Origin of the sequence: Luteitalea sp. TBR-22 (genome assembly GCF_016865485.1) — a bacterium.
Classification (GTDB): domain Bacteria; phylum Acidobacteriota; class Vicinamibacteria; order Vicinamibacterales; family Vicinamibacteraceae; genus Luteitalea.
This window is the reverse complement of sequence record NZ_AP024452.1, coordinates 4113996-4128621: the sequence shown is the minus strand read 5'-3', so window position 1 is coordinate 4128621 and position 14626 is coordinate 4113996. Positions and strand designations below refer to the sequence as shown.

Here is a 14626-nt window from a genome sequence, read left to right as displayed (position 1 = left end):
TGCCTCTGGAAGGCAGGGCCGGTTCCCCGGCCCTGTCGCACCGCCCGGGCTCGGGGACAACCTACTTCACGACGAGTTCGTTCCTGACGGTGGCCGTCGTGGCGGCGCCGTGCGCGCTCTTCTCGGCCGCCGCCTTCGCGGCCGCCGACTTCACGTGGCCCTTCAGGGTCACGACCTTGCCGTCGGCTGACGTGTCCACGTCGATGCCGCTGGCGTCCAGCCCCGCGGTCCCGGCCAGCGCCGCCTTCACCGCGGCCGTCGTCGCGGCACTCGTCATCGCGGTCGCCGCCGCCTGTGTCACCTTGGCCGCCGCAACGGCAGCATTGGCGCCCGCCTGCATCATGTCGGTCGCCGCGTCGGCGCCTTGCGTCCTGGCGGCCGCGGCCATGTCGCCAGCCGCCTTCTGCATCTCGGCGCCGGCCTGCTCCATCTTGGCGCCCATTTCCCTGGTTGCCGCATCGACCTGCTTGGCGGCTTCGGCGGTCGCGGTCTCGACCTGCTTGGCCGCGGCCTCGGCGGCCTTGCGGGCTTCCTCGGCCTGGCGCTCGGCCGCCGACGGCCCGCAGCCCGCGGCCAGGCTCGCCAGCAGCACGCCGGCCGCCATCGTCATCGTGGTGCGCACGTTGTCGTTCTCCTCGTGAAGTGTGGACGCAGACGCGCGCATCACGCGCGCGTCCCGAAGGGAGAACGATAGGCAACAACCCGACCGCACGACAAGACGAGGCGGCCGACTGGCTCAGCTGTGACGCGCGTGTGCTCAGACCACGGCACGTCCGGTGGCCAGGCGCACGACCAGCAGGACCAGCGCCACGACGAGCAGCACGTGGAGGAAGCCGCCGAGGGTGTACGAACTCACCATCCCGAGCAGCCAGAGCAGGACCAGGACGACGATGAGCGTCTGCAACATGGGTCGAGTCTCCCGGCAGGGCGCCGACGCGACGTGCGCCGGGGCGACCTGCCCATGTGTCCAGATAGCAGTCATCGTGCCAACGGACCGGGTGCGCACGCGGGCATCCCTGCCGCCGCCCTCTGGCACCTGCCGATGTGTTCGATCACGCACGAGCTGACGTTGTGAGGGGGAGTTCACCTCTTCCGGAAGGACGACTTGTCATGCGCTTTCCCGCATTCCTCGCGATCGGTGTCGGTGCGGCTCTCGGTATCTCGGTGGCCGTGCTGCCACCCGTCCACGCCCAGGGGCGCGGCAAGCCAGCGCCCAAGGCGCCAGCCAAGGCGGCCGCGGCTCCGAAGCCGAACCCGACGGTGAGTCTTGCAGGGCTACAGGTGGTGGCCAGGAGCCTCGGTAAGGGACGGTTCCGCGATGCGGTGGCCTTCGATGCTCAGCCGGGCGTGTCGATCGCGCTGGGCGTGAAGGTCGCCCCGGGCACCGCGCTGCTGGACATCGACGATGACGACAGCGAGATCACGGCCTGGACCGACGACAAGCAGACGGACATGAACATCGAGCCCGACTGGGGCTCGTTCCCGACCTACACCGAGGACCAGAGTGCGGGCATCATCTCGGTCCGGACGCCGATGTTGCCGGCGGCCGGCGCCTCATCCGTGACGGTGACGGGCACGCTCGGTGTGACCACCGCCGCCGGGACGCGGACGGTGCAGGCCCGGAAGGTGGCCCTGACCAAGGGCACCTCGTTCCAGCTCGGGACGATTGCCGGTGTCGTCGGCGACTTCGAGCCGACCGACACCGGAGGGACGATCACGTTGAAGGTGGCCGGTCGCATGTCGGCGATGAAGCGGCTGCGCTTCCTCGACGCGGCCGGCACGGAAATCGAGGCCGATGCCAACGGCTCGATGACCTCGCCGCTCGAGAGCGAGTACACCTACACGCTCAAGGCAAAGGCGACCACGGCGACCATCGAGCTCGAGCTCTGGCAGAACCTGCAGACGACCCCGGTGCCGTTCACCGTCACCGCGACGGTGGGAAGCTTCAAGTAGGCGGCGGTGCCGTCGATGCCGGAATGCCGAAGGTCGCACGGCATTCGCAGCATCCCCGGCATCGGCATCACTTCGCGGGCGTGGCCTTGCCGTTGGCGATCGCGGCGCCAAGGGTGGCCGTGGCGCGCCCATCGGCCTCGTCCAGCGCGGCCTCGAGCTGCTTGCCGAGGGCCCGCATCTCGGCGCCGTACTGCGACATCGGGCGGGACAGGGTGCGCATCTGCTCGCCGAGCGCGCGCTGCTGATCGGCGAGCTCCCTGATCTTCGCGTGGAGTTCCTCCTCGGAGCGCCGGGCCTCCGCCGTGTCGCGCGCGGAGAGCTCGCGGAGACGGGCCCGTGCCTCTTCGAGGCGGGCGCGGTCGGCCTCGGTGAGTCGCCCGTCGGCACCGGCATGCTGCACCTCCTGCATGTGGACGTGGACGCGGGCGGCGCGTTCCGCGGCGACCTGCGCCATCCGCGCCGACAGCTCCGCCTGGCGGGCGCCGAGCTCGCCCTGACGCGCGCCCAGGTCGCCCTGCGTCCTGCCCTGCGCGCCCATGCGCTCACCGACGCGGCCCATCTCGGCGCCGATGGCCTTCAGCGGCGCGAACGCGTCCCTCACGGCCTGGATGGTCGCCGCATCACGCGTCACGTACTCACGCCCTTCGTGCTCGAACCACAGGAAGCGATCCGACGGCGACTGGCGCTGCCGTTCGGCCGCCGCTCGCTGACGCGAGTCGCCCATGCGGAGATCGCGTTCGTCCGGGGACACGAGCACCCACGGCGTGCGCAGACGATGTGACCCGTGACGGACCTCCTGGCCCTCATCTGGCGCCGGCGGGACCGGCGGCGCCGGTGGCGCCGGCGGGGCAGGAGGCGCGGGCGGTACGTCGCCCGGCTGTGTCGGCTCGGCCGGCGGCGCGGCAGGCGGTGGTGGCGGCACGGGCGGCACGGGCATGTCCGGAAGTGGCGCGGCGCCGACGGCAGTCACGGGGGCAACCGGCGCGACCGCGGCCGGCGGGGGCACGGGGGGCGGTGGCGCCGACGGCTGCGCGACCACCGTGAGCGGCACGCACGCGGCCGTGGCGGCAGCGAGCATCCACCACCAGCGCGAGGCTGGGGTGCGAGAACGATCGAGCATCGTGAGTCTCCTCTTGAGCATGACGAACGAGGGAGACGCGCCCGCGGCCGCAAGCACGTCGTCTGTGGTGGCCACTCCGAGCGTGACGAGCATCCGGCCGTAGTCGGCCGGTGCCACGTCGAGGGTCTGCAGCACCTCCGCGTCGCAGGCTTCCTCGCGCGCGGCCAGGTACTCGCGCGCCGCGAGGCGCGCCACGGGATCGAAGGCGAACAGGCGCGAGGCCACGGCCGGCACCCAGCCCCAGGCGAGGTCGCCGCGCCGTACGTGCGCCAGTTCGTGACCGAGCACGAGGTCCAGGTGCTCCCGCGTGAGCCGCTCCACGCCGTCGGCGGGCAGCAGGATCGCCGGTCGCAACACGCCGGTCAGCAGCGGCCCTGCCGCCAGTCGCGACGCGAGCACGCGAGGCACGACCCGCAGCGCGAATCGCTCCACGAGCACGGCGACGCGTCGGGCGATGGGCGCGCCGACCGGCGTGGCCTGCCCGCGCAACTGCCGGGCGTGTGCGAGGGCGCGGCCCAGGCCGCGGAGCTGGACAACGACGATCAGGAGCCACGCGGCGGCGAGCGCCACCGGCCACAGCGACGCGTACGGCAGCCTGGCGATCGGGACCGCTGCCTGGGGAGCGTGGATCGTGGCGGGCCGGCGGTCGTCGCCCGCGCTCGCGTCGCGACGCGGCGTCCCGGCGAGGACCGACGCGGGGACCGGGGCCGCCGCAGGCCCCATCGGTCGCGCCTCGGTGACCGGCGCGGGCAAGAGCGGGACGCCGAGGCCGGGCACCGGCAGCAGGCCGAGGAGCAGCTTCAGCGACACCAGCCACCAGAGCCACGCTCGCACGTGTGCCGGCAGGGCAGGCAGCGCCCGGCACGTGGCCCAGACGACGGCCGCGACGGCGGCTGCCTCCACCGAGGCCTGCAGGACGGTCACCACGAGGGCCAGTGCGCCGGTGCGCAGCCCGTCGAGCAGCGGCAGGAGCAGGATCATGGCTTCCTCGCCCTTGTCTGCAGCCGCGCCACCAGTGCCTCGAGTTCGGCCAGCTCCTCCGGCGTGACCTCGGCGTCGTCACTGAGATAGGCCACAAACGGCGACACCGAGCCGCCGAGGGTCCGCGACACGAAACTCCCGACCGCCTCCTTGAGCACCGCGTCGGGCCCCGCGCCGGCCGAGTAGCGGAAGAGGCCCTGCACCCGGCGACGTGTGAGGTGTCCCTTCTTCCGAAGGCGCTCCATCATCGTGAGCACCGTCGAGCGCGCCAGCCCCCGCGCGGCGCCGTACTGATCGGCGACCTCGCCCACGGTGATGGCGGGGTGATCGGCCAGCCAGGTGAGGAGGGCGAGTTCCTGCTCGCCGGGGCGCTTGGGGGTCAGGGCGTGCATGCTGGACTCCTGGTGACTACAGTTGTAGGCAGCAGGGCCATCCTGCCACTGACTACATCTGTCGTCAACCTCGGAGTCTCAGACGAGGCCGTCCCGCCGGAAGTTCACCGGGACCGATCAGCGATCCTCGCGGACGAGGTTCTGCCGCGGCTCGTCCTCGTGTCCCTGCTCGACATAGAGGTTGTGCCAGTACTTCACGTCGCGGGCGCCCTGGCGCGTCAGGATCCCCATGACCCGGTGGCGGTGCTCCTCGTCGCCCTCGCAGCGCACCGCGACGATGAAGCCGCCGGCGTTGAGGGTGGCGGCGGCGATCTCGTGGAACTTGGCCGTGTCCGAGACCATGTTCTCCACGGAACGGAAGGCCCGGCCCAGCATGCCCCCGGCATCGCCCGACGGGTCGAGGGCGCGTTCGCCCTCGGCACCCGACAGGATGTCGACGTCGTCTCGGGCGACGCCGGCGTCCTCGAGGTCACGGACCGCCGTGGTGACCGCGTCGTGGCCATCGAACAGGCCGGTGACGCGGTGGATGGGGTTGTACTGCACGTGTTCGCTCGACAGTGGAGGATTGACTCGGGCCATGCCTTCCCGAGTGCAACGCTCGGGCCAGCCGCAGTAGCCTGTAGCCCTGATGACGTCCCGTGTCCGCTTGTCGGCGGGGTTGGTCGTGGCGCTCGCCGCGGTGGCGGTGGTCATCGCGCAGGAGCACGTGCCCAACGCCGACAGGTCTTCGGCCGTGTGGCGCGTGTTCGAGCACCCGCCCGACGAGGCGCGCGTGATGATGCGCTGGTGGTGGTTCGGGCCCACCGTGACGCCTGCCGGCCTCGATCGCGATCTGCAGGCGATGCGCGACGGCGGACTCGGCGGCGTCGAGGTCCAGCCCGTCTATCCACTCACCCTCGACGGCGACGCGCCAGCCTCGCAGGTGCGGCCGTTCCTGTCGCCGGCATTCCTCGAGGCGCTCGCGCATGCGCGCGCCGCGGCCGCCCGGCTCGGCTTGCGTTTCGATCTCACCCTGGGCAGCGGCTGGCCCTTCGGGGGCCCGAGCGTGAACGTCGCGGATGCCGCTGGGGCGTTGCGAATCGAGACACTATTGGTGCCGGCAGGTTCGCGCGCGGTCGGGCTGCCCGTGGTCGGGGCCGGGGAGCGTCTCCTCGCGGTGTACCTGACCGCTGGCACTGCTGCTCCGACGAGCCCCGACGCGTTCCGTCGACTCGACGGCACGCCGGCCGAGGGACGGCTCCCGTTGCCCGCCTCGCTCGACCAGCCTCACCAGGCATGGGTGTTCGTCGCCAGCCGCACCGGCATGATGGTCAAGCGCCCCGCCATCGGCGGCGAAGGCTTCGTGCTCGACCACTACGACCGCGGCGCGCTCGACCGGTATCTCGGCCAGGTCGGCGCGCCGCTGCTCGATGCCCTCGCCTCGTCGCGTCCGTACGCCATCTTCTGCGACAGCCTGGAGGTGTTCGGATCCGACTGGACGCCCGGGCTGCTCGATGCGTTCACGGCGCGATACGGCTACGACCTGCGCGAGCACCTGCCGGCGCTGGTGGCCGGCGACGACGACCACAGCCGCGGGGTGCGACACGACTGGGGCCAACTCCTCACCGAGCGCCTCGAGACGGAGTTCCTCGGCCCGCTGGCGCAGTGGGCCCACGCGCACGACACGCGGCTCCGCGTGCAGACGTACGGCATCCCGCCGGCGCGTCCGTCGAGCGCCGGGCTCGTCGACCTGCCCGAAGGCGAAGGCGCGCAGTGGCGCACGGTCACCTCGGTACGCTGGGCCTCGTCTGCCGCGCACGTCTTCGGCCGTCCCGTCACCTCGTCGGAGACGTGGACGTGGCTGCATTCGCCGTCGTTGGCCGCGACGCCGCTCGACGTGAAGGTCGAGGCCGACCGGCATTTCCTGCAAGGCGTCACGCAACTGATCGGGCACGGCTGGCCGAACACGCCAGCGGGCGTCGACTGGCCCGGGGCGCGTTTCTACGCCGCGTCGGTGCTGAGCGACGCCAACCCGTGGTGGATCGTGATGCCCGACCTCGCGCGGTACCTGCAGCGCACGAGCGCCGTGCTGCGGCTGGGCACGTCGGTCAACGACGTCGCGTTGTACCTGCCCACGAGCGACGCGTGGTCGCGGATGCGGCCCGGCAAGGTCCACCTCTTCGAGATGCTGCGCGATCACGTCGGGACGACGCTGGTGGGCAGCCTGCTCGATGCCGGCTTCGGCTTCGACGTCGTCGACGACGCCCGCCTGCAGGTCGACGCGCGCGTCGACGGTCGCGAACTCGTCGTCGGCAAGTCGCGCTTCAGGGCGGTCGTCGTGCCCGATGCGGCGATCGTGCCGCCACAGACCATGGACCTCCTGGTGTCGTTCGCGCGCGCCGGCGGCACCGTGGTCGCGACGCGGCAGGTGCCGTCGCGGGCCCCGGGCTTCCGAGCGGGTGCCGACGCGCACGCGCATGTGGCGCGGGCGTCGCAGACGTTGTTCGGCAGTGGCCTGGCCGGCGGTCGCCTGGTGGAACGCGACGAGGACCTCGGCGCGCGGCTGTCGGCGCAGGTCACGCCCGACGTGCAGTGGCAGTCCGATGCGCAGGCAATCGGCTTCGTGCACCGCCGCGTCGACGACACCGACGTGTACTTCGTCGCGAACACCACGAACCGACGGGTGCGTACCGCAGCCGCGTTTCGCGTCACGGCCACGCGAGCGGAGAAGTGGGATCCACGAACCGGCGACCGGCAGGCGCTGACGCTCACGCCGGGCAGTACGACGACCTCGGTGGAGATCGCGCTCGAACCCTATGCGTCAGTGTTCATCGTGTTCGATGGCGGCGGCGCCTCGCCGGCGTCGACTGACGCGTGCGTGTCGCGAGGCACCCGGGTACTCGCCGACGGGTGGCGGCTGGAGGCGCCTGACGGCTCGCGCTCGATGCCGGCCCTCACCTCATGGCACGAGCTGCCCGGGATGCGGTTCCATTCGGGCGTGGTCACCTACAGGCGCGACGTCGAGGTCGGAGCCGACGTGCTGGCGGGCGGATGCCCCGTCTGGCTCGACTTCGGCGAGGGCTCACCGCATCCGGAAGAGAAGCTGACCAATGGGATGCGCGCCTGGCTCGACGCGCCAGTGCGCGACGGTGCCGTGGTCGCCGTGAACGGACGCGAGGTGGGGGCCGTGTGGACCGCGCCGTTCCGCGTCGACATGCGTGGTGCCTTGCAGCCCGGCCGCAACACCCTCGAGGTGCGGGTGGGCAACACCGCCTTGAACCGGTGGGCGGAACGGCCGCAGCCGGACTATCGACTGCTGCACCTGCGCCACGGCAAGCGGTTCGAACCGCAGGACATCGACAAGGTGGTGCCGCAGCCGAGCGGGATCATCGGCACGCCGCGGCTGGTGTGGTGAGCGCAAGGAAGGGCGTGGTGAGGGCCAGGGCGTAGCCGCCGGGCTTTCCCGGCGGCCAGCGGACCATGACGGACCGTCGCCCAGGAGCGAGGCTTACAGCGGCTTCACCATGATGTTCTTGTAGTGCACGCGGCTCTTCGGGTCGTGGCCCTGCAGCGCGAAGGTCCCCTTCGAAATCAGGCGTCCGGCCATGTCCGCGGGACGCTGCACCCCGGCCGGCTCGGTGTACTCCACGGTGGTCTTGCCATTCACCTTGATGGTGACGGTCTTGCCCTTCACGATGATGTGCTGGGTGAACCACTCGTTGTCCCTGGCCGGCGCCGTGTTCATCACATTGACGATGTTGTAGAGGCTGCCGGTACGGATCGGGTCGGTGTGCGAGTTGTTGACCTGCACCTCGTAGCCCTTCTGCGGCCAGCCACCCTCCTGGTATTCGGTGTGGAAGTACATGCCCGAGTTCGAGCCCGGGAACGTCATGACGTCGGCCTTCCACTCGAAGTCGGTGAACACGTGATTCTGCACGGGCCCCATGTAGTACAGGTGGGCGCGCGGCCCGAACACGACGATGTGCCCTTCCTCGACCTTGAACGTGGCCGCGTTCTCGCCGACCTTCCAGCCGTCGAGCGACTTGCCGTCGAAGATCGAGATCCAGCCGTCCTGCGCCTCGAGGCGCGTGACGGCGAGGGGAGCGAGGAGCAGGGCGGCGCCGACGAGCGCGGCGGTCAGGGACAGACGGATGCGCATGAGTCCTCCGGAAAGAATGCCGCCGGAACTCTAGCAGAATGTCGAGAACGCCGAACGCGGGACGGCTGAAGGGACCCCGAACGCCGAACCACGAACGGCGACCGGGCAAGCGGCTTGCAAGGCACCAGGCCATGACTCACAAGGAACGCATCGGCCCGTCGGCCAACCTGGAGGACATCGAGCACCGGCAACGTCAGCGCACCGAAGAGGAGGACGAGGGCGTGAGCTATGACGACGAGCTCGATCAGAAGCGGCTCCTCGACGACGCCGTGCACGACCACGACGTGGAGACGATGCCACTCGACCGCCTGATCGAGCGCGACACGCCGGAGCAGCGCGGCAGCCTGCCGGTCGACGACGAGGCCCGCGGCGAGAAGCGGCGCAAGCAGTACGAGGGCGGAGCGGCGCTGGTCTCGGAGACGGACTGACGGTTCGAGGCTTACGGCTCAAGGCTCAGACACCTTTCAGAATGCTTTCTGAGCCCTGAGCCCTGAGCCCCGAGCCCTGGAGCCCGAGCCCTGAGCCCTGAGCCGCGGCCCGTGGGACAATCGTCCACGGTCGTGATTACCTTCTCGAAGATTTCGAAGCAGTACGGTCGGCAGGTCCTGTTCGTCGATGCGTCGTTCCAGCTGAACCCGGGCGAGCGCGTCGGGCTGGTCGGGCCCAACGGGGCCGGCAAGTCGACCCTCTTCCGCATGATCGTCGGCGAGGAGTCGCCCGACGAGGGCGAGATTTCGGTCCCCAAGCGGCTGACGGTCGGGTACTTCCGGCAGGACGTCGAGGAGATGAGCGGCCGGTCGGTGCTCGACGAGGCGATCGCGGGCAGCGGGCGCGTGGGGCAACTCCACCACGAGCTCGAGGCGCTGCAGCACGCCATGGGCGACCCCGAGCAGGCCGACGACATGGACCGCATCCTCGAGCGGTTCGGCGAGGTACAGGAGGAGTACGACCACCTCGGCGGCTACGCGCTCGAGGCCCAGGCCCGGGACGTGCTCGAGGGCCTCGGCTTCGAGGCCGAGCAGATCGACGGCGACGTCGGGAACCTGTCGGGTGGCTGGAAGATGCGGGTGCAGATGGCGCGGGCGCTGCTCGGCAAGCCCGACGTGCTGCTCCTCGACGAGCCCACCAACCACCTCGACATCGAGTCGATCCTCTGGCTCGAGTCGTTCCTGAAGTCGCTCGACTCGGCCCTGCTGATGACCTCGCACGACCGCGAGTTCATGAATCGCATCGTCACGAAGATCGCCGAGATCGACGGCGGCGAGATCACCGTGTACTCGGGCAACTACGAGTTCTACGAGCGGGAGCGCGCGCAACGCGAGGCCAACCGCGAGGCGGCCTATGCGCGCCAGCAGGCGATGCTGGCCAAGGAGCAGCGCTTCATCGAGCGCTTCTCGGCGCACGCGGCCAAGGCCGCGCAGGTGCAGAGCCGCGTCAAGGCGCTCGACAAGATCGAGAAGATCGAGCTGCCGAAGAAGCGGAAGGTGGTGCAGTTCAAGTTCCGCCAGCCGCCGCGCTCGGGCGACAAGGTGGCGGTGCTCGACGGCCTCACCAAGGCGTACGGCGCGCGCGTCGTGCACTACGGCCTGTCGATGACCATCCAGCGCGGCGAGCGCTGGTGCGTGATGGGCAAGAACGGCGCAGGGAAGTCGACGCTGCTGAAGATGATCGCCGGCGTGCTGTCACCCGACGCCGGGCAGGTGACCCTCGGCGCCAGCCTCCAGATGGGGTACTTCGCGCAGCAGTCCCTCCAACTGCTCGACCCCGAGCTGACGATCGAGGAGCAGTTCCAGAAGGACTTCCCGCAGGAGTCGATCGGCGTGCTGCGCAACCTGCTCGGCGCCTTCCAGTTCTCGGGCGACGACGTGGACAAGCCGATCCGGGCGCTGTCGGGCGGCGAGCGGACGCGCCTGGTGATCGCGCGCATGCTCCTGTACCCGCCGAACTTCCTCGTGCTGGACGAGCCGACCAACCACCTCGATCTCGCCACCAAGGAGATGCTCGTGGAGGCGCTCGGCGACTTCGAGGGCACGATGATTTTCGTCTCGCACGACCGCACGTTCCTGCGTGGCCTGAGCACGCGGGTGCTGGAACTCGGTGGCGAGACCGGCCGCGAGAAGGAGCCGCACCTGTTCCTGGGCTCGTACCCGGAGTACGTGGCGCGGACCGGGCACGAGGCGCCAGGCGTGCACGCGTAGCCGCATCGCGGCATTCGCGCGTTGGCGCCTCGGGCCCGGCCGCTTGCATTCGGGGCCGAATCGCCATACAACGCGCGTATGCATCGCCGTGACTTCCTGAAGCAGGGCGCGGGCGCGTTGACGCTGGCCGCGCTGCCCATTCCCGTGTCCATCGCCGCGCGCGCACAGCCCAGGCCGCTGCGGGTGGGCCTCATCGGCACGGGATGGTACGGCAAGGCCGACCTGCTGCGCCTGATCCAGGTGGCGCCCGTGGAGGTGGTCTCGCTCTGCGACGTGGATTCGCAGATGCTCGCGGGCGCCGCCGAGATCGTCGCTTCGCGGCAGGCCTCGAAGAAGACGCCGCGGACCTATCGCGACTACCGGGCGATGCTGAAGGAGCGCGACCTCGACGTCGTCCTGATCGGCACGCCCGACCACTGGCACGCACTCCCGGCGATCGAGGCCATCAAGGCCGGAGCGCACCTGTACCTCCAGAAGCCGGTCGGCGTCGACATCGTCGAGGGGCAGGCCATCCTAGCCGCCGCCCGCAAGTACAACCGGGTGGTGCAGGTGGGGACGCAGCGCCGCAGCACGCCGCACCTGATCAACGCGCGCAACCGCGTGATCAAGGAAGGCCTGCTCGGCAAGGTCGGCTTCGTCGAGATCTACTGCTACTACCACATGCGGACGCGCGAGAACCCGCCCGACACCGCGCCGCCGGCGCACCTCGACTACGAGATGTGGACCGGCCCGGCGCCGATGCGCCCGTACAACAAGCTGGTGCACCCACGCAGCTGGCGCGCCTTCATGGAGTACGGCAACGGCATCGTCGGCGACATGTGCATCCACATGCTCGACATGGTCCGCTGGATGCTCGACCTCGGCATGCCGCGCCGCGTCGGTTCCACCGGCGGCATCCTCGTGCAGAAGGACAGCAAGGCCAACATCAGCGACACGCAGACGGCGACGTTCGACTTCGGCGACCTGCCTGTCGTGTGGACGCACCGCACCTACGGCGACGCGCCGGACCCGAAGTACCCGTGGGGCGCCACCATATACGGCGACAAGGGCACGCTGAAGGCGAGCGTGATGAGCTGGGACTTCATCCCGCGTGGCGAGGGCGGCACGCCGCTGCACGAGGACGTGACCTACGAGTTCGAGCAGTTCCCCGAGGACCGCACGGAGAAGGATCTCGAGCGGCACGTGGCGCCCGCCATCCGCGGCCACATGAAGGACCTGCTGGCGTGCATCGAGAGCGGCAAACGCCCGGTGGCCGACATCGAGCAGGGCCACATGTCAACGACGGCGTGCATCCTCGCCAACCACTCCATGCAACTCGGGCGGTCACTGACGTGGGACGACGCGGCCGGCCGCGTCGTCGGCGACGAGGAGGCCAACCGCCTGCTCGCGCGGCCCTACCGCGCGCCGTGGGTGCACCCGGAGCCGAAGGCCGTGTAGCGGGTCGAGGGACCAGGGACGCGTACGCAAGTCACCGGGGAGGCCTCCCGTGTCCCTCGCTCAGCGCGCCACGGCCAGCGTCAGCAGGAAGCCGGCGTCCTCGTCCTGCCACGCGGCAGCGGGAGTGAAGCCGGCCGTCGTCAACATCGCATCGACGCCTGACGGCTCGTACTTGTAGGAGCTCTCCGTCCAGATCGTCTCGCCGGCCTCGACGTCGATGACCAGGCCGGCGCCCGGAATCGTGACGCGTTGCGTCGCGAGGCTCACCAGGTGCATCTCCATCCGTTGCGCTGCGGCGTTCCAGCGGGCATCGTGGGCGAACGTGTCGAGCTGGAAGTCTGCGCCGAATTCCCGATTCAGCCGCACGAGCAGGTTGGCGTTGAACGCCGCCGTCACGCCGAGCGGGTCGTCGTAGGCCAACTGCAGCTGCTCCAGCGGCTTGACCAGGTCCGTGCCGATGAGCAGCGTGTCGCCCGCGCGCATCGCCCCGCGCACGTCCCGCAGCAGGGCCTCGGCCTGCGGTGGGTCGAAGTTGCCGATGTTGGAGCCGAGGAAGGCCACCAGCATCGTCTCGCCGGCCTGTCGCTGCGCGGCCACCTGATGCAGGCCCGCCTGATACAGGGCCGCGTGTGTCTGCACCGTCACGCCAGGCTGGCGCCGCAACCGCGCCGTGGCCACCTCCAGGGCACTCGCCGACACGTCGACGAGGTGGACGTCGAGCGGCTGCATCCGCGTCGCCGCCGCCCCCTGCAGCAGCGTCGCGAGCTTGTCGCCATTGCCGGGGCCGAGTTCGACGATGCGCGCGCGCCGCCCGGCGGCCTCGAGGATCGACCGCCGATGCGTCCGCAGGAGGGCCGTCTCGGCGCGGGTGATCGGATACCACGGCAGGTGGCAGATCGCCTCGAACAACGCCGAGCCGAGCGCGTCGTACAACGCGTGCGCGGGCAGGCGGCGCGGCCTCGTGCCGAGCAGGGTGGCGATCTCGCCGCCCAGCGTCGTCGTGTCGGCCGACAGGCGCGGGCGCAGACCGCGCGGAGGAACGAGGCGCATCGGCGCTGGACTCATGCCTGTGACTCCACGGTGCGGAAGGTCGCGTACACGTAGGGATAGCGTGGACGGAACCAGTTCCTGAAGCTCGGACGCAGCAGGTCGCGCGCGGTCGCGGGCGACCCGCCCTTCAGCACCACATGCTTGTCGTCGAAGAAGTCGGCCGAGTACTCCGGGTACGAGGGAATGGGCACGAATCCCGGGAAGCCCGCGAACACGGTGGTCGTCCACTCCCAGCCGTTGCCCACCAGGTCGTGCACGCCCCAGGCCGACTGTCCCGCCGGGTGCGTGCCCACCGGCTCGGGTTCCCATCCGCTGAAGTCGAACACGCCGTGCGCGGGTGCTGGCGCGGCATCGCCCCACGGGTGCGTCCGGAGCGACCCGTCGGGTGTGCCGTACGCCGCCCGCTGGAACTCGGCCTCGGTGGGCAGTCGCCGCCCCGACCACCGCGCGAACGCCGCGGCCTCGGCCTGGCTCACGTACACGGGCCAGGCGAGCGGCAACGGGAACGACTCGAACATGCCGCGCCAGTGCCATGCCGTGCCGCGCCTTTCCCAGAAGATCGGGTGACGATGCTGTTCGCTCTCGAGCCAGGCCCGATCTTCCGGCGTCCACCAGCGCGGGTCGGCGTACCCGCCGCCCTCGACGAAGGCGAGATAGTCGCCGTTGGTCACGTTCAGGCGCTGGATGCGGAAGGCGGGGACCTCCACCTCGGGACCGGGGAACTCGTTGTCCCAGCCGAAGGGAATCTCGCCACGCCGCGCGCCCAGCCTCGCCATCCCGGCCGGGACCTGCACGTCACCCTGGGCGACGGGGCCTGGCGTGGTGCGCAGGGCGTAGTCGTGCGGCGCGCGCTTGGCGTCGTGGGGCAGGCGATGCCACATGTACAGGAGCGTCTCCTGGTGCATCGCCTCGTGCTCGAGAATCGCGTACACCGCCTCGCTGCGATCCATGAGCGGGTGCCCGGGTTGGTCGAGGTCCGCGGTCTCGAGCGCGTCGACGACCCGCGCATCCGCCTCGCGCACGAACGCCGCCACCGTCGCCTCGTCGGGCCAGACGAACGCCGACGCATCGTGCCCGGCGTCATCAGGGTCGATCCCGCGCGCGAACAGGCGCTCGAGCGCCTCATCGATTCCCGGTCGTCCAAGGCCGCGCTTGACCAGCGTGTTCAGGCTGAAGCCCGGCAGATGTCCCACGTAGAACACGATGGGATGGCGCTGGCTGATGGGCTGCTGGTACAGCGTTCCCGGAGCCAGGACGTCGAACAGCGCCGCCGTGCGGGCGCGATTGCGCGCGTACCACGCCAGCGCATACGACCTGTCGATACCGCGAGCGGCGGTGGAGGTGGACATCGACTCTT

Annotated in this window: 13 protein-coding genes; 5 read left to right on the top strand and 8 right to left on the bottom strand. The window is 70.5% G+C overall.

Translation table 11 applies throughout. From position 1 onward, the window contains the following. Positions 1-61: 61 nt before the first annotated feature. Positions 62-664: a BON domain-containing protein gene (locus TBR22_RS17375; protein ID WP_239489111.1), complete on the bottom strand. Its 603-nt coding sequence runs from the start codon at positions 662-664 to the stop codon at positions 62-64. A gap of 93 nt (positions 665-757) precedes the next feature. Further along, the gene (locus tag TBR22_RS17370) at positions 758-907 is read right to left on the bottom strand and encodes a lmo0937 family membrane protein (protein WP_239489110.1); all 150 of its coding nucleotides are present in this window, start codon (positions 905-907) and stop codon (positions 758-760) included. Between the two features lie 203 nt (positions 908-1110). Here TBR22_RS17370 and TBR22_RS17365 point away from each other — a divergent pair, with 203 nt between their 5' ends. Beyond that, complete coding sequence (locus TBR22_RS17365) at positions 1111-1953, top strand: hypothetical protein (RefSeq protein ID WP_239489109.1); 843 nt, start codon at positions 1111-1113, stop codon at positions 1951-1953. A 67-nt stretch (positions 1954-2020) separates the two neighbouring features. Here TBR22_RS17365 and TBR22_RS17360 read toward each other — a convergent pair whose 3' ends face one another. The 3 genes from TBR22_RS17360 to TBR22_RS17350 form a co-directional block, all read right to left on the bottom strand. Next, complete coding sequence (locus tag TBR22_RS17360) at positions 2021-4054, bottom strand: M56 family metallopeptidase (RefSeq protein WP_239489108.1); 2034 nt, start codon at positions 4052-4054, stop codon at positions 2021-2023. After that, the gene (locus TBR22_RS17355) at positions 4051-4446 is read right to left on the bottom strand and encodes a BlaI/MecI/CopY family transcriptional regulator (RefSeq protein WP_239489107.1); all 396 of its coding nucleotides are present in this window, start codon (positions 4444-4446) and stop codon (positions 4051-4053) included. The genes TBR22_RS17360 and TBR22_RS17355 overlap by 4 nt, the downstream gene beginning before the upstream one ends. A 117-nt stretch (positions 4447-4563) precedes the next feature. Continuing rightward, the gene (locus TBR22_RS17350; RefSeq protein WP_239489106.1) at positions 4564-5025 is read right to left on the bottom strand and encodes a hypothetical protein; all 462 of its coding nucleotides are present in this window, start codon (positions 5023-5025) and stop codon (positions 4564-4566) included. A gap of 49 nt (positions 5026-5074) precedes the next feature. On the opposite strand from TBR22_RS17350, the gene TBR22_RS17345 reads away from it, so the two are divergent. Further along, positions 5075-7840, top strand: coding sequence for a glycosyl hydrolase (locus tag TBR22_RS17345; RefSeq protein ID WP_239489105.1), 2766 nt, complete (start codon positions 5075-5077; stop codon positions 7838-7840). 93 nt (positions 7841-7933) lie between these two features. Here the strand turns inward: TBR22_RS17345 and TBR22_RS17340 are convergent, their stop codons facing one another. Next, positions 7934-8584, bottom strand: a complete 651-nt coding sequence (locus TBR22_RS17340) for a DUF1080 domain-containing protein (RefSeq protein ID WP_239489104.1) — start codon at positions 8582-8584, stop codon at positions 7934-7936. A 131-nt stretch (positions 8585-8715) separates the two neighbouring features. Here TBR22_RS17340 and TBR22_RS17335 point away from each other — a divergent pair, with 131 nt between their 5' ends. The 3 genes from TBR22_RS17335 to TBR22_RS17325 all read left to right on the top strand — a co-directional run bounded on the left by TBR22_RS17335 (position 8716) and on the right by TBR22_RS17325 (position 12219). Next, a complete protein-coding gene (locus TBR22_RS17335; RefSeq protein WP_239489103.1) occupies positions 8716-9012 on the top strand; it encodes a hypothetical protein in 297 nt (98 codons plus the stop codon). A 132-nt stretch (positions 9013-9144) separates the two neighbouring features. Continuing rightward, positions 9145-10782: an ABC-F family ATP-binding cassette domain-containing protein gene (locus tag TBR22_RS17330; protein WP_239489102.1), complete on the top strand. Its 1638-nt coding sequence runs from the start codon at positions 9145-9147 to the stop codon at positions 10780-10782. 78 nt (positions 10783-10860) lie between these two features. Then, on the top strand, positions 10861-12219 hold the full coding sequence (locus TBR22_RS17325) for a Gfo/Idh/MocA family protein (protein ID WP_239489101.1): 1359 nt from the start codon (positions 10861-10863) through the stop codon (positions 12217-12219). 60 nt (positions 12220-12279) lie between these two features. Here TBR22_RS17325 and egtD read toward each other — a convergent pair whose 3' ends face one another. Together egtD and TBR22_RS17315 are read right to left on the bottom strand one after the other, a co-directional pair. Further along, a complete protein-coding gene (egtD, locus tag TBR22_RS17320) occupies positions 12280-13284 on the bottom strand; it encodes an L-histidine N(alpha)-methyltransferase (RefSeq protein ID WP_239489100.1) in 1005 nt (334 codons plus the stop codon). Further along, positions 13281-14618 (bottom strand): SUMF1/EgtB/PvdO family nonheme iron enzyme, encoded by a 1338-nt coding sequence (locus TBR22_RS17315; RefSeq protein ID WP_239489099.1) that lies wholly within the window; start codon positions 14616-14618, stop codon positions 13281-13283. Before TBR22_RS17315 ends, egtD begins: the two co-directional genes overlap by 4 nt. Between the last annotated feature and the right edge of the window lie 8 nt (positions 14619-14626).